The following is a 22,198-nucleotide window of genomic DNA, read 5'->3' as shown; positions in this document are numbered from 1 at the left end:
GTTTTACTCCGGCAGCAGGCTTTCGCCAGCAAACAACTCGGCTACCGTCTCACGGCGACGCACTTCAAATGCCTGATCACCGTCCACCAACACTTCAGCGGCACGGCCGCGGGTGTTGTAGTTGGAACTCATGACAAACCCGTAGGCACCGGCCGAATGCACGGCCAGCAGGTCGCCTTCTTCCAGGGCCAATTCACGATCCTTGGCCAGGAAGTCGCCGGTTTCGCAGATCGGGCCGACGATGTCGTAGGCGCGAGCCGCAGTAGCGCGAGGGCGCACGGCGGTGACGTCCATCCAGGCCTGGTACAGCGCCGGACGGATCAAGTCGTTCATGGCCGCGTCGACGATGGCGAAGTCTTTGTGTTCGGTGTGCTTGAGGTACTCGACCTGAGTCAGCAGCACGCCGGCGTTGGCCACAATGAAGCGGCCCGGCTCAAACACCAGCGCCAGGTCACGACCGTCGAGGCGCTCGCGCACGGCTTTGATGTAGTCGGCAGCCAATGGCGGCTCTTCATCGCGATAACGCACGCCCAAACCACCACCGAGATCGATGTGGCGCAGGTAAATGCCGCAATCGCCGAGGCGGTCGACCAGGCCCAGCAGGCGGTCGAGGGCGTCGATGAAGGGTGGCAGGGTGGTCAGTTGCGAACCGATGTGGCAATCGACACCGACCACTTCCAGGTTTGGCAGTTGGGCTGCGCGGATGTACACATCTTCGGCGTCGGCGATGGCGATGCCGAATTTGTTCTCTTTAAGACCGGTGGAAATGTACGGGTGGGTGCCAGCGTCGACATCCGGGTTCACGCGCAGCGAGATCGGCGCACGAACGCCCAACTCGGCGGCGACGACTTGCAGACGCTCCAGCTCATCGGTGGATTCGACGTTGAAGCAATGGACGCCAACTTCCAGGGCGCGACGCATGTCGTCACGGGTCTTGCCGACACCGGAGAACACAATCTTGTCGGCGCTGCCGCCAGCGGCCAGTACGCGTTCCAGCTCGCCACGGGAAACGATGTCAAAACCGGCGCCCAATCGCGCCAGGACATTCAATACACCCAGGTTGGAGTTGGCCTTGACCGCAAAGCAGACCAGGTGCGGCATGCCGGCCAGCGCATCGGCGTAAGCCAGGTACTGGGCTTCGATGTGGGCGCGGGAGTAGACGTAGGTCGGTGTGCCAAAGCGCTCGGCGATGGCGGACAGGGCAACACCTTCCGCGAACAGCTCACCGTCACGGTAGTTAAAAGCGTCCATGGCGTTCCCTTATTGGTAGACGTCGTGCTTGTGTGCTTTGGAAGCAGGCTGCTTTTGCGACGACTTGGCCTGCTCGGCAGGATCCTGGGAATCGTCAGGCAGGTACAGCGGGCCTTTTTGACCACAGGCCGACACAAGGCAGGCAACCGCGACGAGCGCGGCAAGGGAAGAGATCAGGCGCTTCATGGCGAAATCCTTGAAAATGCGTTAATTGCGCCAGAGTATACCGGCCACCCGGCAGCTTGCCTATGCGACGGGGCTCCCGTCCGGCGGGGCTTGGCCTGAGGCCGGCCAGCCAGGTGCAATCCCTGTGGGAGCGGGCCGGTGGTGAGGGGATTTATCCCCGTTCGGCTGCGAAGCAGTTGCAAAACCGGTGAATGCGGTTTTTCTGATACACACCGTAGTTCCAAAATCAGGGCCGCTTCGCGACCCAACGGGGGGGTGCGACGTTTCGCTAAATCCCCTCGCCACAGGCTCGCTCCCACAGGTACAACGCTTAACATATCGATATCGGCCCTTGGTCGTTATCCTTTGCAATCACCGGGGCTCGCCCGTATCTTGCGGCGCTTGAGCATGAGTAGACACTTTTTGAGGTTGCCGTAATGAGTTTGACCGAAGCCCGTTTCCACGATCTGGTCGATGCCACCCAGCAGACGCTGGAGGATGTTTTCGATGAGAGTGACCTGGATATCGATCTGGAGAGCTCCGCCGGTGTGCTCACCGTCAAGTTCGAAAACGGCAGCCAGTTGATCTTCAGCCGCCAGGAACCGCTGCGTCAGCTGTGGCTCGCGGCCGTGTCCGGTGGTTTCCACTTCGATTACGACGCCGAGAGCGAGCGCTGGATGTGCGACAAGAGCGAAGAGCAGCTGGGCGAGATGCTTGAGCGCATCGTCAAGCAGCAGGCTGGCGTCGAACTCGATTTCGAAGGCCTGTGAGATCGTGACGCAGCCGGCACCCGTTCGTCCGCCCAAGCCGCTCTACAGCAATGTCAGCCCGGCGGTGCCTTCGCCGTGCAGCGGTGTGTGCCGGCTGGACGAGCAGAAGGTCTGCCTGGGGTGTTTTCGCCATGTCGAAGACATCCGTGAATGGCGCTCGGCGGATGATGATCGCCGGCGGGTTATCTGCGCCCAGGCAGTCCGGCGCAATTCCTGCACCTGACCCAAAACCTTGTGGGAGCAACTGTCTTAATGTCTTTTATTTTGAAGATGGATCAGAGGGCAGCCGAACTCCCACAAGGTCTCCTCTGACTCAGCTTGCAATGTCCATATCGGGGCTTGGTCGCCCTGACTTGTATATTTATTGAGCTGTGATAGTGTCCAGAAACGCCTCAACCCATCGAGGCTCGTGAAAACCCCGCCTTTTTCTGGCGGGGTTTTGCTTTTTCTGTGCAGAAGAAAGGAGTCTGCCTCTATCATGACCGCACCTTCCATCACCCTTACCCGTCTGGACGTGCAACGTCTGGAGCGTCTGATCGACAGCCTGGATGACACGCTGCCGGGCGTTATCGCGCTGCAAACCGAACTGGATCGTGCCGATACCCTGGTCGGTCACGATGAAGTGCCCGCCGATGTCGTCACCATGAATTCCCGTGTGCATTGCCGCGAAGAAGGCAGTGGCAAGGACTATCACCTGACGTTGGTTTACCCGAAGGATGCCAACGCCGACGAAGGTAAGATTTCGATTCTGGCGCCAGTTGGCAGCGCGCTGCTCGGCCTCAAGGTTGGCCAGCACATCGACTGGCCGGCACCGGGTGGCAAGACGTTGAAACTGACCCTGCTGGAAGTTGAATCGCAGCCGGCCGAGGGCGGCCACTTTCCAGAATAAATCGCTTAGACCTGCTCGAGCGCCTCATTCAACGCGCGCTCCAGGTCGGCCTTGTAGCGCAAGTACAGATTGCTTGAACTCTGACCATCACCGAGCAGGCCCGACAAATCCAGGTCGGTGATGTAGCAGCGATAGCGCTCGGTTTCCCGGCGCTGCTCGACGATCTCCTGGGCGACCACGCTGAACAATTGGTCGCCATATTCCAGCTCTGAAAACTCCCGTTGATTGCAATACAACGTGACCTGCACCTGTCCCGGCGCGGCTTTGCCGATGATCGCCTGTACGTCGTAGAACGGTTTATCGATCGGGGTTTGCGGCGCCGGCCGGGCTTCGACGCGACGCGCCCGGCCGGGGCCGGACGGCAATAGCTGGTAATACAACGTGTCCAGATTGAGTGGCTGGGCGGCGTTCATCGGCAGCAAGGCGTCGCGTCGGTACTGGATCGATTGCAGGAACCGTTGCAGCGGCACCAGCAGGCTTTGCTCGTCGTGATAGGGCAAACGCTGTTGCCACAGGGCATTGAACTCATCCAATACGTACAGATCAGCCTGCTGTTCGTTGATGCGGTAGAACACCTGAATGCACTCGGGCTGGCCCATGGGCAGGAGCAGCGCCAGGTCGTGATCTTCCAGTGCCATCGGGTCCAGGTGCAGCGGGCTGTAACTCGCCAGCTCTTCACCCAGGTAATCGAACAGCGCTGGCAGCGTGGCGAGGGCGACGTGATTGACGTGGCCGGGCACCAGTTCCAGAACGTGATAATGCTGCTGGACCTGAACCAGGTAACGATGATTGAGCTTGCTCAGCAGCAGGTTCTGCGCGGTATCGAGGACCTCTTCGACCCGCCGGGCGATGAATTGCGCGCGGTTGTGGCAGAAGCAACGAACCCTCAATCTCGGTTGTTGTGGTCCGTCAGGCAGGTTGTTGAGGTAATCACGCAGGCAGTCGAGCAGGGCGTGAGGGCCGTCGTAGCGGTTGACCAACACTTCGTTCCAGCTGTTGAGCGTGACCTGGTCCAGGGTCAGCACCAGGTTTTCACGGACACCGGCATAGCTCAGGGAGTCGGTGCGTTCGGTGGTCATCAGGATATTCAGGTCGCGATGGTGCTTGAGCGGATCGACGCCAACGTTCACCAGAATGAGCACTTCACTCGGCACACTGGCACGCAACAACGGCTCTTCGGCGACCGTTGCCAACGGCAGGGCGATGCTTTGTTGCAGGCTGCCGAGCAGGTTGAACAGTTCAAATTCGCTCAAGTCGCTGGTGCCGGGGTGCAAGGCGAGACGGGTGCTGCTGTCGATCACGCCGTTGCGGTGGCACCAGGTCAGCAGTTCCAGCAGTTGGCGGCTGCGTTTGATCGGCGCGAAATGCTCCCACTCGTGAGCGGTCAGGCTGCCGTTATACAAACCCCACTGGGTTTGCCCGGGTTCTTTTTTGTTAGGCGCTTGCACCAGGGTCAGGGTGTCTTCGGCCAGGTCCGGAGCGATGCCGGGGTTGATGAACTCGACTTTGTCCGCTTTGCGCTCAAAGGCTGCATACAGCCGCCGACCCAGCACGTTGAGGTCGCGTTTGTTGATCAGGCTGACGGTTTGCTCGTTGCGGGCGAACTGGGTCAGGAAGCGGTAGCTGTAGTTGAGCTCGTTGACCAAGGCTCGGCGTTCGGTGCTGACCTGACGGACTTTCCATTGGCTGCGGCTATCGAGCAGCGCCAGTTGCCGCTGATCCCAATTCCATTCGTGAGCCAGCCGCTCAAGCAGTGAACGTTGCCAGCTTTGGGTGCGACTGCTGCCGGTGAGCTTGCGGTTGACCTTCAGGTACAACGCGCGGCGCACCAGTTCCAGGCGCTCCGGCTCAGCACGCGCAGTCAGGTATTCCTCAATGCGTCGGTAAACGACCATGTAGGGGTCGAGTTCGTCCAGGTCCAGTTGATTGGCGAATACCGCCTGCTTGAAACGCAGGCTCAGGCAGTGAACCTTCGGGTGTTCGCTGGCGTAAACCTCGGTCAGCAGAAGTTTGAGCACTGACTTGTAGGGCGACTCGATGCCCTTGAACAACTGCCAGAGCCCGGCGCCGATGAATTCGCCTGGAGGGATATAGGCCAGATGCCCCAGGTCCAGCGCCTCGTCGGCGCGGATGAAACGCTTGGACAGCAGCGTGTGGGTGTAACGGTCGTAGGCGGCTTCTTCGTAGACCGGCACCAGCCACCAGATCGGCGTGCGACCGGCCAGCCAGATCGCGGTGCGGTAGAACTCATCCAGCAGCAGGTAATGCTGGGTCGTGCCGCAGTCTTCCGAGCTCAATTGCGTATCGCGCTCGCCGAGCACGAAGCGGGCCGGGTCGATCAGAAAGAAATGCGCCTCGGCGCCCTGGCTGGCGGCCCAGACCTCGAGCAATTGGCACTTTTTACGCAGCTCGGCGAGTTCGGTCTCGCTCAAGTCCGGTCTATGACAGACCCACACGTCCATGTCGCTCTGATCGGCCTGGGCCAGGGTGCCCAGGCTGCCCATCAGGAACAGCCCGTGAATCGGTCGCGGCGGGTTACTGCCATGGCGAGGCTTATAGGAGAACGATCGGGTCAGGCGCTGGGCTTCAGCAAGGGCGTTGGCGTCAGGCTCGAAATTCGACAGCCCGGCGGGCGTGCTGCCCGATACATAGCCTGGCAACAGCGGGTGATTAACGTGGAAAAACAGCGGCAGTAGCGTCAGCACCGTTTGCTGGCGGGTCGACAGCCCTTCCATGGCACGGGCCATGCGGCCTTCGTTGAGCTTCAGAAAACGTGCGCGCAGCTGGCTGAGAACCTTACGGTCGATTCCCTCGTCCAGATCGGGGCGGATTTCATGGGTGCGGGTCATGTCAGCTCAAACCGGCTCGCGAGGCTCGGACGTGGGTGTCTGCGGATGAGGGGCAGTTTAGCGCCTCGGGCCTGGGACTTTTGCGCTGATTTTGTATTTTTGACGTCAGATTTCTATGGTGCGACGACCGCAGGTTACAAAGTGTGCCCGCGGAAATCCCGTAGCAGGGGTTTCCGTGGGCGATGCGGTAAAACTCAGGCTGTTTCCTGGACGCTCAGAATCGTCAGAACGGTTTGTACATTTTGCGCGGCGTCACGACCCAGACTGGTCAGATAACCACCATCAGGCTGGTCGATCAGCTCTTTTTCGTACAGGCGTTGAGCGGCAGCAATGGCTTTCGGTGCAGCGGTCTGATGAATTTTCAAACCTTCCTGGGAACTGTCCAGGTTGAAGAGGGCGAGGATTTCCAGTTCGGCAACCAACTCAGGGGTAAGCGACATAAGGACTCCAGACTTTCTAGGAATTGGACGACAGCGCCCCTAAGGTGAGCCCACTCGTGCGGCATGTCCAGTGCCTGCATCAGGGTTTTTTCGCCTCGGGAAGCATTCCCCGGTGGGTGGTGCGGCAGCGGGGTGCGTAGGAGCGAGGCTTGCCCGCGAAGAACGATGACACGGTTTGTCTGGAAAAACCTCAGTGCACCCTTCGCGGGCAAGCCTCGCTCCTACGGAATCGGGGTTACTTCTTTTCCGGCGGCAGCTCTGGCAGCGCACGCAACGCTGTTTCGTACCATTCGGTATTGAACGCGCGGTCTTCTTCTAGGATCGCGTCGATTTCCACCGCCAACACGTGGGCCATCAGGTTGAGGATTTCTTCACGCTCGTAACCTACCAGGGTCAGCTTGTTGAAAGTGGCCTTGGCCGCTGGCGGGTTGTCGCTTTCGATCTGGTTTTCGATGGCTTCGATCAGGGTGGTTTCGGTGAATTCTTCTTCGTCGCTATCGATGTCGGTTGGCTCGCTCATGGCAGGCTCCTCAAGTTTAAGGCGGCCAGTTTACCTGCATTCAGCGCTGTGATGCTGCTGGCAGAAATCGCCTCGGCGTTCTATAAACAGGCACTGCCAACCCCGCACGGCCTGGAGGCTATGTGATGCTCAAGCTTTATGGATTCTCAGTCAGTAACTACTACAACATGGTCAAGCTGGCGCTGCTGGAGAAGGGCGTGCCGTTCGAAGAAGTACCGTTTTACGCGGGCACGAGTTCGGAAGCGTTGGCCATCAGCCCGCGCGGAAAGGTGCCGGTCTTGCGCACCGAGCAAGGTTTCATCAACGAAACTGCGGTGATCCTCGAGTACATCGAACAAAGCCAGAAAGGCACTCCACTGTTGCCGAGCGACCCGTTTGAGCGGGCGCAGGTGTTGGCGCTGGCCAAGGAAATCGAGCTGTATATCGAGTTGCCGGGTCGCGCCTGTTACCCCGCGGCGTTTTTCGGCATGCAGGTGCCGGAGGCGATCAAAGACAAGACCAAGGCCGAGCTGTTGGCGGGCTTTGCCGCGTTGGGCAGGCATGGCAAGTTCGCCCCTTATGTGGCGGGCGACAATCTGAGCATTGCAGATCTGTATTTCTTGTACAGCGTGCCGTTGGCCTGTGCGGTAGGGAAGAAGCTGTTCGATATCGATTTGTTGGCTGAGATACCGGCGGCCAAGGCGCTGCTGGAACGTCTGGAGCAGAGCCCGAACGTGCAGCGGATTGCGGCGGACAAGGAGGCGGCGATGCCAGCGTTTATGGCGATGATCGCGTCCAAGAAGTAGGTTTTGTAGCGTTCTGAAGTCAGTCTTCGCGGGCAAGCCTCGCTCCTACGGGATTTGTGTCGTCCTGCAATTTCGCGAACGATACAAAACCTGTAGGAGCGAGGCTTGCCCGCGAAGCTTTTAGCGGCTGGCGAGCAGTGCCTGACCGCGAGCCACAGCCTTCTTGACCTGCGCCGGCGCAGTGCCGCCGATATGGTCACGGGCGTTCACCGAGCCTTCCAGGGTCAGTACGGCAAACACGTCCTGATCGATCTGGTCGCTGAACTTGCGCAGCTCCTCCAGGCTCATTTCCGCCAGGTCTTTACCGCTTTCCACGCCGTACTTCACGGCATGGCCGACGATTTCGTGGCAGTCACGGAACGGCAGGCCACGGCGTACCAGGTAGTCAGCCAGGTCGGTCGCGGTGGAGAAACCACGCAGCGCCGCTTCGCGCATCATCGCGTGCTTGGGCTTGATCGCCGGGATCATGTCGGCGAAGGCCCGCAGCGAGTCGCGCAAGGTGTCGGCGGCGTCGAACAGCGGTTCCTTGTCTTCCTGGTTATCCTTGTTGTAGGCCAATGGCTGGCCTTTCATCAAGGTCAGCAGGCCCATCAGCGCGCCGAAGACGCGGCCGGTCTTGCCACGCACCAGCTCTGGCACGTCCGGGTTTTTCTTTTGCGGCATGATCGAGCTGCCGGTGCAGAAACGGTCCGGCAGATCGATGAACTGGAACTGCGCGCTGGTCCACAGCACCAGCTCTTCGGAGAAGCGCGACAAGTGCATCATCGCGATGCTCGCGGCCGAGCAGAATTCAATGGCGAAGTCGCGATCGGAAACGTTGTCCAGCGAGTTTCCGCCGACCGCATCGAAGCCCAGCAGTTGAGCGGTGTATTCGCGGTCGATCGGGTAAGTGGTGCCAGCCAGCGCGGCGCTGCCCAGGGGCATGCGGTTAGTGCGCTTGCGGCAGTCCACCAAGCGCTCGTAGTCGCGGCTGAGCATTTCGAACCAAGCCAGCATGTGGTGCCCGAAGGTCACCGGCTGTGCGGTTTGCAGGTGGGTGAAACCCGGCATGATGCTGCCGGCTTCGCGCTCGGCCTGCTCCAGCAAGCCTTTTTGCAGGCGGGTTATTTCTGCAAGGATCAGGTCGATCTCGTCACGCAGCCACAGGCGGATGTCGGTAGCGACCTGGTCGTTGCGGCTGCGACCGGTGTGCAGCTTTTTACCGGTCACGCCGATGCGGTCGGTCAGGCGCGCCTCGATGTTCATGTGCACGTCTTCGAGGTCGATGCGCCAGTCGAACTGACCGGCCTCGATTTCACCCTGGATGGTCTTCAGGCCATCAGTGATGTTGTCGCGCTCGGCATCGGTCAGCACGCCGACCTTGGCCAGCATCGTGGCGTGGGCGATCGAGCCCATGATGTCGTGGCGATACAGGCGCTGGTCGAAAGTGACGGAGGCGGTGAAGCGGGCGACGAAGGCGTCGACGGGTTCACTGAAGCGGCCGCCCCAGGACTGATTGGTCTTGTCAGTGCTCATGAATTCGCTCGTATCGGCTGGAGAAAAAATGACGGTGGAAGCTGTCGCGGATAATAACAGGGTTGCCAATCCTGTCGCTGACGCTGGTCGACAGGTTTTTTCCCCGGGGCGCGGTCCATACTCAGGACACGCCTTGTGGGAAATTGCGCAACGATATTTTTCAATTGAGCAATATCATCCCGGCAACCGTCTACAGTTGGACAATAGGATCAGCGCACTTCCCGGCGCTGCGGCTGACTATAAGAGGGGGTGTTCATATTGTGTATCGGCAAACCCTACGGCGATACCTCGCTCACGCGGGCCAGAGCCTCCAATCACTCGACAGATGAAAATTTAGCCGCCGGTCTCGCGGCACTTTTTGGCCCTCGCGCTAGTCTTAGCGTGGATCGCGGTGACGGACGTCACTTCACCTGTCTACGCTATCCTTGTGCGAGACTCACGCAGGAATCCAGCGCAATATGAATGTCCTGATCGTTGATGACGAACCCCTAGCCCGCGAGCGCCTGAGCCGAATGGTTGGCGAACTCGAGGGATACAGTGTCCTGGAGCCCAGCGCCACGAACGGCGAAGAAGCGTTGGCACTGATCGACAGCCACAAGCCGGATATCGTGTTGCTCGATATCGGCATGCCAGGCCTTGATGGCCTGCAAGTGGCTGCCCGGTTGTGCGAACGCGAAACCCCGCCTGCCGTGGTGTTTTGCACAGGGCCCGATGAATTTGCCGTAGAGGCCTTACAGGCCAGCGCCGTAGGCTATCTGGTGAAACCTGTGCGTACAGAACAATTGCATGAATCGTTGAAAAAAGCCGAGCGGCCCAATCGTGTCCAGCTTGCGGCTTTGACCCGTCCCGCCGCCGAAACCGGCAGCGGCCCGCGCAGCCATATCAGCGCACGAACCCGTAAAGGAATCGAGCTGATCCCGTTGGGTCAGGTGGTTTACTTTATCGCCGACCATAAATACGTGACCTTGCGCCACGAAGGCGGCGAAGTGCTGCTGGATGAGCCGCTCAAGGCGCTGGAAGATGAGTTTGGCGATCGTTTCGTGCGCATCCACCGCAACGCTCTGGTCGCCCGGGAACGCATCGAACGCCTGCAACGCACGCCGCTGGGGCATTTTCAGCTTTTCCTCAAAGGCCTCAATGGCGACGCCCTGATCGTCAGCCGTCGCCACGTGGCCGGCGTGCGCAAAATGATGCAACAGCTTTAATTTCGCTGTTCACAGGCGAACTTCACCCCCGTTTGCTGGATGTCCGAGGCCAGGGAGGCCGCGCAGTTTCTGATACAAGTCAAAGTGGATTTGGCTGAGCTGTTATTATCCGCCGTATCTATTCAGTACGGATTGATCCATGTCCTCTCGCGAAATCCGCATCGCCACCCGCAAAAGTGCTCTCGCCCTGTGGCAGGCCGAATACGTCAAGACCCGTCTGGAAGAGGCCCATCCGGGTCTGCTCGTGACGCTGGTGCCGATGGTCAGTCGTGGCGATAAGCTGCTCGACTCGCCGCTGTCGAAAATCGGCGGCAAGGGTCTGTTCGTCAAGGAACTGGAAACTGCGCTGCTGGAAAACGAAGCCGACATCGCCGTGCACTCCATGAAAGACGTGCCGATGGACTTCCCCGAAGGCCTTGGTCTGTTCTGCATCTGCGAGCGCGAAGACCCGCGTGATGCGTTTGTTTCCAATACCTACGCCAGCCTGGATCAGTTGCCGCAAGGCAGCATCGTCGGCACTTCCAGCCTGCGCCGTCAGGCTCAGTTGCTGACCCGCCGCCCGGACCTTGAAATCCGCTTCCTGCGCGGCAATGTCAATACGCGCCTGGCCAAGCTCGATGCTGGCGAATACGACGCCATCATCCTCGCGGCGGCCGGCCTGATTCGCCTGGGCTTTGAAGATCGCATCACCTCGGCGATCAGTGTCGACGAAAGCCTGCCGGCCGGTGGCCAAGGCGCGGTCGGCATCGAATGCCGCAGCGCTGACAGTGAAATTCACGCGTTGCTGACGCCATTGCATCACCAGGACACCGCCACCCGCGTCACCGCGGAACGCTCCCTAAATAAACATCTGAATGGCGGCTGCCAAGTGCCGATCGCCTGCTACGCCGTGCTTGAAGGCGAGCAGATCTGGTTGCGAGGCCTGGTGGGCGCTCCGAGCGGCGGCCTGCTGCTCAGCGCCGAGGCCCGTGCGCCACGTGGCGATGCAGAAGCCTTGGGCGTGCAAGTGGCTGAAGACCTGCTGAGCCAAGGCGCTGACGACATTTTGAAGGCAGTCTATGGCGAGGCAGGTCACGAGTGACCGGTTGGCGCCTGCTGCTGACGCGCCCTGCGGATGAGTCGACGGCGCTGACCAGCGTTTTGTCGCAAGTGGGGATTTTCAGCAGCAGCTTGCCGCTTCTGGAGATCGAGCCGATCCCTGCCTCTGACACAATGCGTGAGGTGATTCAGGGGTTGGATCGTTACTGTGCGGTGATCGTGGTCAGTAAACCGGCCGCCAGAATCGGCGTTGACCTGCTCAATCAGTATTGGCCCCAGCCTCCGTCCCCGCGTTGGTTCAGCGTGGGCGCGGCGACTGCGCAGATTCTCGCGGATAACGGGCTGGACGTGAGTTTCCCCGCCGAGGGCGATGACAGCGAAGCCTTGCTTGAGCTTCCCTCGTTGCGCGAGGCTGTTGCCCGGCCAGATCCGCGGGTGCTGATCCTGCGCGGGGAGGGCGGGCGCGAGTTGCTGGCTGAGCGTTTGCGCGAGCTTGGTGCTAGTGTCGAGTATCTGGAGTTATACCGTCGCGGTCTGCCTCAATACCCGTCGACGGTGCTGCCTGACCGGATCGTAGCGGAACGCTTGAACGGGCTGGTGGTCAGCAGTGGACAGGGTTTTGAGCACCTGCGCCAATTGGCGGGCGATGCCTGGCCTGCTCTTGCGCAGTTGCCGTTGTTTGTTCCAAGCCCCAGGGTCGCCGACCTGGCACGTGCCGCCGGGGCCCAAACAGTTGTGGATTGTCGTGGCGCCAGTGCCGCGGCTTTGCTGACGGCGTTGCGGGAGCATCCCGAACCCGTTCTCTAATGCAAAGGATGGATACGTGAGCGAAACAGCCTTGCCTAAAGATGACGTGCTGCCGGTGCTTGAAGCGCCGGTTGAAACTCCACCCGCTGCTGAAGTGCAGCGTCGAGGCAATGGGCTGGCAATCGTCGCGCTGCTGCTGGGCGCCGCCGGAGTTGCCGTCGGTGGTTGGGGTGTCTGGCAGGTGCGTCACCTGCAAGCCACCCATCAGCAGCAGTTGAGCCAGGTCCAGGCGTTGAACGATCAGGCGCAAAGTCTGAAGCTCAACGAACAGCGTCTGAGCGCGCGCCTTGAGCAAATGCCGGCGGCCGAAGAGCTGGACGCTCGCAGCCGTCTGGTGACGCAGTTGCAAGGCGATCAGCAACGCTTGAATCAGCGTCTGGAAACCGTTCTCGGTGCGAGCCGCAAGGACTGGCGTCTGGCCGAAGCCGAGCACTTGTTGCGTCTGGCCAGCCTGCGTCTTTCTGCGTTGCAGGACATCAGCAGTGCTCAGGCCTTGGTGCAGGGCGCCGATGAAATTCTGCGTGAACAGAACGATCCGGGGTCCTACGCCGCTCGCGAGCAAGTGGCCAAAACCCTGGTGGCACTGCGTAGCACTGCACAGCCGGATCGCACCGGGTTGTTCCTGCGTCTGGGCGCGTTGCGCGATCAGGTCATCGACCTCACCGAACTGGCGCCGGAGTACAAGGACCGTGGCGAATCGTTGCTGGGCCTGACGGCCGACGGTGACGGTGCCAGTCGTTGGGCGCAATGGTGGGATCAGATTTCGCGTTACATCCGCATCGATTTCAACGCGGACAAGAATGTACGTCCATTGCTGGCTGGGCAGAGCCTGAGTCAGGTGCGTCTGGCGCTGAGCCTGGCGCTGGGCCAGGCGCAGTGGGCCGCGCTCAATGGTCAGGCTGCGGTTTACACCCAGGCGCTGGCGGAAGCGCGGGATGTGCTGACGGGTAACTTCAACCAGGATAACCCTCAGAGCAAAGTCATGCTTGAGCAGGTGGGCGAGTTGAGCAAGCAGCCGGTCACCGTGGTCACCCCGGACCTGACCGGCACACTGAGTGCGGTTCAGGGGTATCTGGAGCGGCGTAACGTCAACGCCGAAGACTCGATCAAACCGATGGCAAAACCGGCTGCGAACACTGCGCAGGAGGCCACGCCATGAAACGCCTCTATGTGATCGTGTTCCTGGTCATCGCCGCGGCCGCCGCACTGGGCCTGGCGATTGCCGAGCATTCCGGTTACGTGTTGATCGCCTACAAAACCTTCCGCTATGAAGCGAGTTTATGGGCCACCCTGGCGTTGGTCGCGGTGCTCTGGCTGGTGTTCTGGGGCATCAAGGCGTTGGTCGAGCTGGTGACGACGTCCAGTGGCGTGGTCAACCCGTGGTCGCGGCGCAATCGCAGCCGCCGGGTGCAAGTGGCGATCGAGCACGGTCAGCTGGATCTGGCGGAAGGTCGCTGGGCCAGTGCGCAGCGCCATCTGCATCGCGCCGCCGAAGCCGAGCGCCAGCCGCTGCTCTACTACCTCGGTGCTGCGCGCGCCGCCAATGAACAAGGTCGCTACGAGGAATGCGACAACTTGCTGGAGCGCGCCCTTGAGCGTCAGCCCCAGGCCGAGCTGGCGATTGCCTTGAATCACGCCCAATTGCAGAACGACCGTGGCGACACTGAAGGCGCTCTGGTGACGCTGCAGGCCATGCACGAGCGTCATCCTCATAACGGCCAGACCCTGCGCCAGTTGCAGCGCCTGCATCAGCAGCGCGGTGACTGGTCGGCAGTGATTCGCCTGCTGCCGGAGCTGCGCAAGGATAAAGTCCTGCCTCCCGCCGAGCTGGCCGATCTGGAGCGCCGTGCGTGGGGTGAAAACCTTTCCCTGGCGGCGCATCAGGAAGCGGATGGCACGTTCGGTCTGCAGTCGCTCAATCGCGCCTGGCAGCAACTCACCTCGGCTCAGCGCCAGGAACCTCAACTGGTGCTGGCCTACGCCGAGCAACTGCGGCAGCTGGGCGCACAGGTCGAAGCGGAAGAGGTGCTGCGCACGGCCCTCAAGCGCAAGTACGACAGTCATCTGGCTCGTCTCTACGGACTGGTTCGCGGTAGCGATCCGGCTCGTCAACTGCAAACCGCCGAGGGTTGGCTTAAGGATCATCCGGCCGACCCAAGTCTTCTACTGACACTGGGCCGCTTGTGCCTGCAAAGCAGTTTGTGGGGCAAGGCGCGGGACTATCTGGAAAGCAGCTTGCGGGTGCAGCGCCATCCGGAAGCCTGTGCGGAACTGGCGCGGTTGCTCGCGCAGCTCGGCGACACAGAGCGCAGTAATCAGTTGTTCCAGGAAGGTCTGGGTCTGCTGGACGAACGCCTTCTGGCGGCACCACTGCCAGCTCCCGTTTACGCCTGAAACTGTCCCCCTATAGCAGCTGGCGCAGCCTGCGTCCGGCTGCGAGGCAGCCGTAAAACGAGCGCTATGGTTTCATCAGGCAGATCGTGTTTAAGTTTATGACGACTGCTTCGCAGCCGGACGCCAGCTTCTACAGGGGCGGGAGCCGTTGTTTGTCGGGTGAATGTTTAGCTTTGTAGTCCTTGATCGGCATCGTCCTACAGAGGACTACATCAAGTCCTATCGACGCTGTCGGGAATTCCCTACACTTCTGGTGAAGTGTCCGTGCTGGTCTGCCTTGAAAGGCTGGCGCGCTTTCCTCTACCGTAACCGCCTGTCTCTTCTGTTACGGATAAGCCATGTTTTTGGCCTGCTCACGCTCATTGTTTTTCATGGCTTTTATTGCAGGTGCCCTGGCCCTGGGCGTTTCCTATTACCTGGAATATGCAATCGGCCTCAAGCCTTGCGGGTTATGCCTGCTGCAGCGAGTCTGCCTGGCATTGCTTACCGGTTCCTGTCTGGCTGCTTCGGTGCATGGTCCCGGCCGCTTCGGGACTTTTCTTTATTGGCTGCTCGGTCTGTCATGCAGCCTCGCGGGGATGGTCACGGCGTCGCGGCAGGTGTTGTTGCAAAGCGATCCAGCGCATCAGCTATCGACTTGCTCAGCCCATCCAGAAGCGCTGTATGAGAACTTGCCTTGGCTGTGTCAGGTGACGCGGATGTTCAAAGGGGAGGAAGATTGCGCAGAAATTTCCTGGACGCTGTTCGACCTGAGTATCCCGGAGTGGAGTCTGCTGCTCTTCGTGGCGATGTCGATTCTGGGTGTTTATCAGCTGCTGCGCGTGGTCTGGCTTGCCTGCGAGCGACCGCTCAGCGGCATGTCGTCGCACCGGGGATTGGCGGGTGATTAAACACTTGTATGAACTTTATCTCCTGCGTACCTTGAAGCCATTGTCGCGCGGGCATAATCTGGCCCGCACGTGTCATTGGAATTATGTTGCTCGATGACGCTCTGCCTGGCCGATTCTTGATTTTCAAGTCTGCGACAGGTGTAGGGCAGCATGACCCACAAGGGAAGAGAGATCACCATGCTCGAAAGTTGTCAGAATGCTCAGGAACGTTGGGGTGGAGTGCATCTGCTGATCGATCGCTGGTTGCAGGAGCGTCACGAACTGGTTCGGGCCTACGATGCTCTCGGTGCCAAGCCCGAGTCTCTGGGCGAGAACCGCAAGCCGTTGCAGGAATTCTGCGGCGTGCTGGTCGATTACGTGTCGGCCGGGCACTTCGAGATCTACGAACAGCTGACCGGCGAAGCCAAGGCGTTTGGCGACACTCGCGGGCTGGAGTTGGCCGAGACGATTTACCCGCGCATCGACGTCATCACCGAGAAGCTGCTGGCGTTCAATGACCTGTGTGATGCAGGCAAGTGCGTCGCGGAGAAATTCAAAGAGCTGGGCGGGCTGCTGCACGAACGCTTCGAACTGGAAGATTGCCTGATCGAAGTGCTGCACACGGCTCACAAGGAAGAGGACTCGGTTCAGGCCTGAACCTCTCCCAGCAAGACTCTCGCCTCCAGCGAGAAACTAAAAAACGGTGCGCTATGCGCGCCGTTTTTCGTTTCCGGTTTTTAGCTTGTGGCACCGCGCAATTCAATTTCGAACACCAGCGGCGTGAACGGGGCGATCAGGTCGCCGGCACCGTCCGCGCCATAGGCTTGAGACGATGGAATCACCAGGCGCCATTTCGCACCGACCGGCATATTTTGCAATGCGCTGCGCCAGCCGCTGATCACGCTATCGAGACTGAACCACTGCGGCTTGCTGTTCTGATCGAACACTGTGCCGTCGGGAAGGCGCCCGATATATAAAACTTCGACCTTGCCGTTGGGGCCAGCCTTGGCGCCCGTACCCGGTGCCAACTCGGTCAGCAAAATTCCATCCGCCAACTCACGAACACCCGGTTTGGCTTTTTCTTCGGTGAGAAAGCGTTGCTCTTTTTCCAGCGCGACTTCACTTTGCGGGAGGGCGGGTTGCTCGGCGATCTGGGCCTCGTGCTCGGCCAGAATCTGTTGGATCTGCTCGTCTTTCAATGCCAGTGGCTTGCCTTGATAGGCTTGTTGCAGACCTTCAAGCAATGCCTGAAGTTGCAGATCCGGCACCTCTTGGCGCAAGCGCTCACCCAGGCTCGCACCCAGGCTGTAAGCAAGATCGTGAGCCTCATTTGGGGTGGTTTTTTCGGCGGCCTGAGCCACGGAAAAACACACACACAACGATAAAAAAAAGTAGCGCGACATGGGCACACTCCGATCTGAGATGCGGTGGATTATGCCAGTGTGAATGCGCTCGAAGGTGAACTGGTTTTGCACCAGTGCAGAAGAATTTCAATCTGTTGCAACGCAGCGCTTTCGATACTGTCAACATGCCCTAGCGGCGGTGTCATCAGAGGTCTAGTATGAGCCGCACCCACGTCAGCCAGGAGGTAAACCATGTCGGCCACCAAGAAGCCTGTAAATACCCCGTTGCACTTACTCCAACAACTCTCGGGCAGCCTGCTCGAGCATTTGGAAAACGCTTGTTCCCAAGCCTTGGCTGATGCTGAAAAACTGCTCGCCAAACTGGAAAAGCAGCGCGGAAAAGCGCAGGAAAAATTGCACAAGTCCCGTACCAAATTGCAGGACGCCGCGGCAGCCGGTAAAGCCAAGGCACAAACCAAAGCGAAGGGTGCGGTGAAAGAACTTGAGGACCTGCTTGATGCCCTCAAGGATCGTCAATCCGAAACTCGCAGCTACATTCTGCAACTCAAACGCGATGCTCAAGAAAGCCTGAAACTGGCCCAGGGTGTCGGTCGTGTACAAGAGGCTGTCGGCAAGGCGTTGTCCCTGCGTTCGGCCAAGCCTGCTACGGCACCTGCCAAGAAAGCCGCGGCCAAACCGACTGCTGCAAAAGCACCGGCCAAGCCTGCTGCCAAGGCTCCGGTGAAAGCCGCAGCCAAACCAGTCGCAAAACCTGCGGCGAAAAAACCAGTCGCTGCCAGTGCTGCAAAACCGGCTGCTAAAACCTCGGCTGCCAAACCGGGCGCCAAGCCAGTCGCTGCAAAAACAGCAGCCGCTAAACCAGCTGCAAGAACAGCTGCTGCGAAACCGGCTGTGGCGAAAACCGCAGCTGCAAAACCAGCTGCAAAATCGGTCGCAAAACCAGCTGCAAAAACTGCCGCTGCCAAACCTGCTGCCAAGGCTGCAGCAAAACCTGTCGCGGCTAAAACTGCTGCAGCCAAGCCTGCCGTAAAACCAGCGGCGAAACCTGCGGCAAAAGCTGCGGCAAAACCGGCTGCGAAACCCGCTGTAAAAGCTGCAGCGAAACCGGCAGCCAAACCGGCAGCCAAACCTGCTGCGGCTAAACCTGCCGCTGCTGCCAAACCGGCCACCGCCAAACCCACCGCCAAACCCGCTGCCAAGCCAGCGGCGGCGAAGCCAGCTGCACAACCAGCAGTGAAAAAACCTGTTGCCGCCAAGCCGGCCGCCGCGCCAGTTGCCAAGCCAGCCAACCCGGCTCCGGCAGCGACGTCTGCTTTAGCAGCAGCCACCTCGACAGCTACGCCAGCGCCAACGCCGGCCGCCGCATCGATCGCAGCAACCACCCCAACCAGCGCTTCCTAAGCGCCGGTTACCGCGACGCGCAGATGATGCAGCGCGTCGCGGTCCAGGTGGGCGGCGCCCGCCGTCACACCTTCCAGCCAGGCCGTTAGATCGGTCGCCTCACACTGCGGCCAACTCTGCGCCAAACGTTCCAGTCGCAACAACAAATGCCGCTCTGCTTCCATCTCCAGTGACTTCACTTCTTCGCGCAAATCATTCAGCCCGGCATCCTCGCTAGCGGCGGCTTTCCATTGCAGACGCAATGCGCGCAATGGTTGCACGACCTCCGCGTCCCAAGGCCCGGCTAAATCGCGAAGCAGCTGCAAGCGTTGTTCGTTGCAGGCAACGCCACGCTCTCCCAGCCACAACCCGCTCAGCAGCAAGCACACGTTTACGCCCGTCGACTGCAAGTGCAGGCACGCACGTTCTACTCCGCGACGGGAGTAAGTAGTAACGGAAAAGCTCCACAGGTCAGAGGACATAGTGCTACTCGCGCCAGTTGCGAGCGAAGCTGGTAGACTCCGCCGCCATTATGATTCGACTTCAGAACCTGACTTTACAGCGTGGCCCGCAACGTCTGCTAGAAGACGCCGAGCTGACCCTGCACGCCGGCCACAAAGCCGGCCTCATCGGTGCCAACGGCGCCGGCAAATCGAGCCTGTTCGCCTTGCTTCTGGGTGACCTGCACCCGGACTCGGGTGATTGCTTCTTGCCGGCGGACTGGCGCATCGCCCACATGCGCCAGGAGATCGACACCCTCGATCGCGTGGCGGTCGACTATGTGCTCGATGGCGACCTGCGACTGCGCGAGGTGCAACGCGACCTCGCCGCAGCCGAAGCGGCCCATGACGGTGCCGCTCAGGCCCGCCTGCACTCCGAGCTCGACAGCGCCGACGGTTACACCGCCGACGCCCGAGCGCGCAAGTTGCTGGCGGGGCTTGGGTTCACCAACGAGCAAATGGATCGCCAGGTAGGAGATTTCTCTGGTGGTTGGCGGATGCGTCTGAACTTGGCGCAGGCTTTGATGTGCCCATCGGACCTGCTGCTACTCGACGAACCAACCAACCACTTGGACCTCGACGCCATCATCTGGCTCGAAGAATGGCTCAAAAGCTATCCCGGCACCTTGCTGCTGATTTCCCACGACCGGGACTTCCTCGATGCCGTGGTCGATCACGTGGCCCATGTCGATCAGCGCAAGATCACCCTGTATCGCGGTGGTTACAGCGCGTTTGAACGCGCCCGTGCCGAACGTCTGGCCCAGCAACAGCAGGCCTACGAGAAGCAGCAGGCGCAACGTGCGCACATGGAAAGTTACATCGCCCGCTTCAAGGCCCAGGCCACCAAGGCCCGTCAGGCCCAGAGCCGGATCAAGGCGCTGGAGCGGATGGAAGAGTTGTCCGCCGCCCACGTCGACTCGCCGTTTGACTTCGTCTTCCGCGAATCTCAGAAAATCTCCAGCCCGTTGATTGATCTGTCGGATGCTCGTCTGGGTTATGGCGACAAAGCCGTGCTGGAGAAGGTCAAGCTGCAACTGACCCCCGGCGCGCGGATCGGTTTGCTCGGCCCGAACGGCGCCGGTAAATCGACCCTGATCAAAAACCTTGCCGGTGAACTCTCGCCGTTGGCCGGTCGCCTGACCCGTGGCGAGAACACCGTCGTGGGCTACTTCGCCCAGCATCAGCTGGATTCGCTGGATGCCAAGGCCAGCCCGTTGCTGCACTTGCAGCGTCTGGCGCCGACCGAACGCGAACAGACTCTGCGCGACTTCCTCGGTGGTTTCGACTTCCGTGGCGCGCGCATCGATGAGCCGGTGCTGAACTTCTCCGGCGGGGAAAAGGCTCGGCTGGCCCTGGCATTGATCGCCTGGGATCGGCCGAACCTGTTGCTGCTCGACGAACCGACCAACCACCTGGACCTGGAAATGCGCCTGGCGCTGACCATGGCCCTGCAGGAATTCAGTGGCGCAGTGCTGGTGGTCTCCCACGATCGTCATCTGCTCAAAAGCACCACCGACAATTTCTATCTGGTGGCCGACGGCAAGGTCGAGGAGTTCGACGGTGACCTGGAAGACTATGCCCGTTGGCTGGTCGACTACCGTCAGCGCAATGCCCCGGTCAGCAACACCCCGGTCAATCCGGACAAGACCGACAAGAAAGCCCAGCGCCAGGCCGCTGCTGCGTTGCGTCAGCAACTGGCACCGCATAAGCGTGAGGCTGACAAGCTCGAAGCCGAGTTGGGCAAGCTGCACGAGAAACTGGCGAAGATCGATACCAGCCTCGGCGACAGCGATATTTACGAACCGGCGCGCAAGAACGATTTGCGTGATCTGCTGGTTGAACAGGCCAAGCTGAAGGTGCGTGAAGCCGAACTCGAAGAAGCGTGGATGGAAGCCCTGGAACTGCTCGAAAGCATGCAGGCGGAGCTGGAGGCGCTGTCCTGATGGAAGCCTTCAAGCTACCGCTGCCGGCTGGGTGGGGCGAGCCAATCTGGTTCGCCACGCAAATCCTGCTGATCCTGTTGGCGGGTTACTTCGCCCAACGCTTCGTCGCCAAATGCCTGACTGGCCTGGGCGAGCGCTACCCGTTCCCGCCGCAGTTGCTGATGCCGCTGCGCGGCGGTTTGCGCTGGCTGATCATGGGCAGTGCGCTGATTTTCGTGCTGGAACGCCTCGGGGTCTCGGCCACCGTGCTCTGGACTGCGTTGTCCGGTTTCGTCGCAGTGGCGGCGGTGGCGTTCTTCGCGATGTGGAGCGTGCTCTCCAACTTGCTCTGCGCGATCCTGATCTTCACCGTCGGCCCGTTCCGCATCGGTGACGTCGTCGAACTGGTGGACACCACCGACAAGCCCGGCGTCAAAGGTCGGGTGGTGGCGATCAATCTGCTCTACACCACGTTGATCGAAGCGGAAGAACTCGGGACCGGCAGTGCGATGGTGCAGGTGCCCAACAGCCTGTTCTTCCAGCGTTCGGTTCGACGCTGGCGTGGTACGGATGTGTTCTCGTCCGGCGGTTTCGAAAAGTAAGCCTTCGTTGCCTGACCTACCGCTTTCGCGAGCAAGCCCGCTCCCACAGGTGACCGCGTTGACGGAAAGGCTCAGGGCGTGAAGGGGGCCTAAAGCCGTAAACACTGGTCGGCGACCGCAACATCCTGCAAAAAAAACGGTAGTCATCAGCCCAAAGCCGCATTAGCTTAGACGTCTGTCACGAGTCTGAGTCGAGGTGTGCGATGGAGCTTCAAACATGGCTGGCGTTTTTTGCCGCCTGCTGGGTGATCAGCCTATCTCCCGGTGCCGGCGCCATTGCGTCGATGTCCAGCGGCCTGCAATACGGTTTCTGGCGCGGTTACTGGAACGCCCTTGGCCTGCAATTGGGCCTGGCGGTACAGATCGCGATTGTCGGCGCCGGGGTTGGCGCGATTCTCACGGCATCGGCCACGGCTTTCTATGCAATCAAATGGTTCGGCGTTGCGTACCTGGTTTACCTCGCGATCAAGCAATGGCGCGCCCTGCCCAGCGACATGAGCGACGACGCCGCAGTGCGTCAGATCGGCAAGCCGCTGGCTTTGGTGTTCCGTGGATTCCTGGTCAACATCAGCAACCCCAAGGCGCTGGTGTTCATGCTGGCGGTGTTGCCGCAGTTCATTGATCCACACGCGCCGCTGCTGGCTCAGTACCTGATCATCGGCGTGACCATGGTCTGCGTCGACCTGATCGTCATGGCCGGTTACACCGGGTTGGCATCGAAGGTGCTGCGCCTGTTGCGTACGCCCAAGCAGCAAAAACGCATGAACCGGACCTTTGCGGGGCTGTTCATCGGTGCTGCGGCGTTTATGGCGACGCTGCGCAAAGCCGCGGTGTAAAACGCTTAGGTACAAAAAAGGCGACCCTCGAGGTCGCCTTTTTCATGTCCAGAACTCACGCACAAACGCCGGTATTCGTTAACAAAGCTTGAGTGAA

Annotated in this window: 23 protein-coding genes; 15 read left to right on the top strand and 8 right to left on the bottom strand. The window is 60.3% G+C overall.

Features of this window, described 5'->3' with window-relative positions:
* Positions 1-3 precede the first annotated feature (3 nt).
* Both lysA and lptM read right to left on the bottom strand, forming a co-directional pair.
* Positions 4-1,251, bottom strand: coding sequence for a diaminopimelate decarboxylase (gene lysA, locus ACYZTM_RS14135; protein WP_461956266.1), 1,248 nt, complete (start codon positions 1,249-1,251; stop codon positions 4-6).
* Between the two features lie 9 nt (positions 1,252-1,260).
* Entirely contained in the window at positions 1,261-1,437 is a 177-nt protein-coding gene (lptM, locus tag ACYZTM_RS14130; RefSeq protein ID WP_461988988.1) for an LPS translocon maturation chaperone LptM, read from the bottom strand.
* Between the two features lie 416 nt (positions 1,438-1,853).
* On the opposite strand from lptM, the gene cyaY reads away from it, so the two are divergent.
* From cyaY to rnk, 3 genes are all read left to right on the top strand, one after another.
* Positions 1,854-2,186 carry an iron donor protein CyaY gene (gene cyaY / locus ACYZTM_RS14125; RefSeq protein ID WP_131060737.1) on the top strand — a complete coding sequence of 111 codons (333 nt, stop codon included), beginning with the start codon at positions 1,854-1,856 and terminating at the stop codon, positions 2,184-2,186.
* Between the two features lie 4 nt (positions 2,187-2,190).
* A complete protein-coding gene (locus tag ACYZTM_RS14120) occupies positions 2,191-2,409 on the top strand; it encodes a DUF1289 domain-containing protein (RefSeq protein ID WP_461988987.1) in 219 nt (72 codons plus the stop codon).
* A 255-nt stretch (positions 2,410-2,664) separates the two neighbouring features.
* Entirely contained in the window at positions 2,665-3,075 is a 411-nt protein-coding gene (gene rnk, locus ACYZTM_RS14115) for a nucleoside diphosphate kinase regulator (RefSeq protein ID WP_046045088.1), read from the top strand.
* A 5-nt stretch (positions 3,076-3,080) separates the two neighbouring features.
* On the opposite strand, the gene ACYZTM_RS14110 is transcribed toward rnk, so the two are convergent.
* The 3 genes from ACYZTM_RS14110 to ACYZTM_RS14100 all read right to left on the bottom strand — a co-directional run bounded on the left by ACYZTM_RS14110 (position 3,081) and on the right by ACYZTM_RS14100 (position 6,884).
* Entirely contained in the window at positions 3,081-5,924 is a 2,844-nt protein-coding gene (locus tag ACYZTM_RS14110; protein ID WP_131060740.1) for a class I adenylate cyclase, read from the bottom strand.
* 194 nt (positions 5,925-6,118) lie between these two features.
* Positions 6,119-6,364 (bottom strand): TIGR02647 family protein, encoded by a 246-nt coding sequence (locus tag ACYZTM_RS14105; protein WP_094470036.1) that lies wholly within the window; start codon positions 6,362-6,364, stop codon positions 6,119-6,121.
* A gap of 235 nt (positions 6,365-6,599) precedes the next feature.
* Entirely contained in the window at positions 6,600-6,884 is a 285-nt protein-coding gene (locus tag ACYZTM_RS14100) for a hypothetical protein (protein WP_010465083.1), read from the bottom strand.
* A 125-nt stretch (positions 6,885-7,009) separates the two neighbouring features.
* Between ACYZTM_RS14100 and ACYZTM_RS14095 the strand changes: the two genes are divergently transcribed.
* Positions 7,010-7,669: a glutathione S-transferase family protein gene (locus ACYZTM_RS14095; RefSeq protein ID WP_461988986.1), complete on the top strand. Its 660-nt coding sequence runs from the start codon at positions 7,010-7,012 to the stop codon at positions 7,667-7,669.
* 120 nt (positions 7,670-7,789) lie between these two features.
* Here ACYZTM_RS14095 and argH read toward each other — a convergent pair whose 3' ends face one another.
* A complete protein-coding gene (gene argH / locus ACYZTM_RS14090; protein ID WP_461988985.1) occupies positions 7,790-9,184 on the bottom strand; it encodes an argininosuccinate lyase in 1,395 nt (464 codons plus the stop codon).
* Between the two features lie 458 nt (positions 9,185-9,642).
* Here argH and ACYZTM_RS14085 point away from each other — a divergent pair, with 458 nt between their 5' ends.
* From ACYZTM_RS14085 to rsd, 7 genes are all read left to right on the top strand, one after another.
* The gene (locus tag ACYZTM_RS14085) at positions 9,643-10,389 is read left to right on the top strand and encodes a LytR/AlgR family response regulator transcription factor (RefSeq protein ID WP_131060742.1); all 747 of its coding nucleotides are present in this window, start codon (positions 9,643-9,645) and stop codon (positions 10,387-10,389) included.
* 139 nt (positions 10,390-10,528) lie between these two features.
* Positions 10,529-11,470, top strand: coding sequence for a hydroxymethylbilane synthase (gene hemC, locus ACYZTM_RS14080; RefSeq protein WP_461988984.1), 942 nt, complete (start codon positions 10,529-10,531; stop codon positions 11,468-11,470).
* Positions 11,467-12,234, top strand: coding sequence for a uroporphyrinogen-III synthase (locus tag ACYZTM_RS14075; RefSeq protein ID WP_131060744.1), 768 nt, complete (start codon positions 11,467-11,469; stop codon positions 12,232-12,234). Before hemC ends, ACYZTM_RS14075 begins: the two co-directional genes overlap by 4 nt.
* Before the next feature lie 16 nt (positions 12,235-12,250).
* Entirely contained in the window at positions 12,251-13,393 is a 1,143-nt protein-coding gene (locus tag ACYZTM_RS14070; RefSeq protein ID WP_461988983.1) for a uroporphyrinogen-III C-methyltransferase, read from the top strand.
* Complete coding sequence (locus tag ACYZTM_RS14065) at positions 13,390-14,628, top strand: heme biosynthesis HemY N-terminal domain-containing protein (protein ID WP_461988982.1); 1,239 nt, start codon at positions 13,390-13,392, stop codon at positions 14,626-14,628. Before ACYZTM_RS14070 ends, ACYZTM_RS14065 begins: the two co-directional genes overlap by 4 nt.
* 338 nt (positions 14,629-14,966) lie before the next feature.
* Entirely contained in the window at positions 14,967-15,518 is a 552-nt protein-coding gene (locus ACYZTM_RS14060) for a disulfide bond formation protein B (RefSeq protein ID WP_461988981.1), read from the top strand.
* 177 nt (positions 15,519-15,695) lie between these two features.
* A complete protein-coding gene (rsd, locus tag ACYZTM_RS14055; protein ID WP_131060769.1) occupies positions 15,696-16,154 on the top strand; it encodes a sigma D regulator in 459 nt (152 codons plus the stop codon).
* Positions 16,155-16,234: 80 nt separating this feature from the next.
* Here the strand turns inward: rsd and ACYZTM_RS14050 are convergent, their stop codons facing one another.
* Entirely contained in the window at positions 16,235-16,900 is a 666-nt protein-coding gene (locus tag ACYZTM_RS14050; RefSeq protein ID WP_131060748.1) for an FKBP-type peptidyl-prolyl cis-trans isomerase, read from the bottom strand.
* A 192-nt stretch (positions 16,901-17,092) separates the two neighbouring features.
* On the opposite strand from ACYZTM_RS14050, the gene ACYZTM_RS14045 reads away from it, so the two are divergent.
* The gene (locus ACYZTM_RS14045; protein ID WP_461988980.1) at positions 17,093-18,262 is read left to right on the top strand and encodes an AlgP family protein; all 1,170 of its coding nucleotides are present in this window, start codon (positions 17,093-17,095) and stop codon (positions 18,260-18,262) included.
* Here ACYZTM_RS14045 and ACYZTM_RS14040 read toward each other — a convergent pair.
* Positions 18,259-18,723: a TIGR02444 family protein gene (locus ACYZTM_RS14040; protein WP_131060750.1), complete on the bottom strand. Its 465-nt coding sequence runs from the start codon at positions 18,721-18,723 to the stop codon at positions 18,259-18,261. The genes ACYZTM_RS14045 and ACYZTM_RS14040 overlap by 4 nt on opposite strands.
* A gap of 50 nt (positions 18,724-18,773) precedes the next feature.
* On the opposite strand from ACYZTM_RS14040, the gene ACYZTM_RS14035 reads away from it, so the two are divergent.
* The 3 genes from ACYZTM_RS14035 (at position 18,774) to rhtB (ending at position 22,101) form a co-directional block, all read left to right on the top strand.
* Positions 18,774-20,684 carry an ATP-binding cassette domain-containing protein gene (locus ACYZTM_RS14035; RefSeq protein WP_461988979.1) on the top strand — a complete coding sequence of 637 codons (1,911 nt, stop codon included), beginning with the start codon at positions 18,774-18,776 and terminating at the stop codon, positions 20,682-20,684.
* A complete protein-coding gene (locus ACYZTM_RS14030; protein WP_461988978.1) occupies positions 20,684-21,265 on the top strand; it encodes a mechanosensitive ion channel domain-containing protein in 582 nt (193 codons plus the stop codon). Before ACYZTM_RS14035 ends, ACYZTM_RS14030 begins: the two co-directional genes overlap by 1 nt.
* A 203-nt stretch (positions 21,266-21,468) precedes the next feature.
* Complete coding sequence (gene rhtB / locus ACYZTM_RS14025) at positions 21,469-22,101, top strand: homoserine/homoserine lactone efflux protein (protein ID WP_403099641.1); 633 nt, start codon at positions 21,469-21,471, stop codon at positions 22,099-22,101.
* Positions 22,102-22,198 lie beyond the last annotated feature (97 nt).

It is taken from the genome of Pseudomonas sp. MDT2-39-1, from assembly GCF_054898085.1.
Note: the sequence above shows the minus strand (reverse complement) of the source record. Positions and strands in the feature narration are given on the sequence as shown.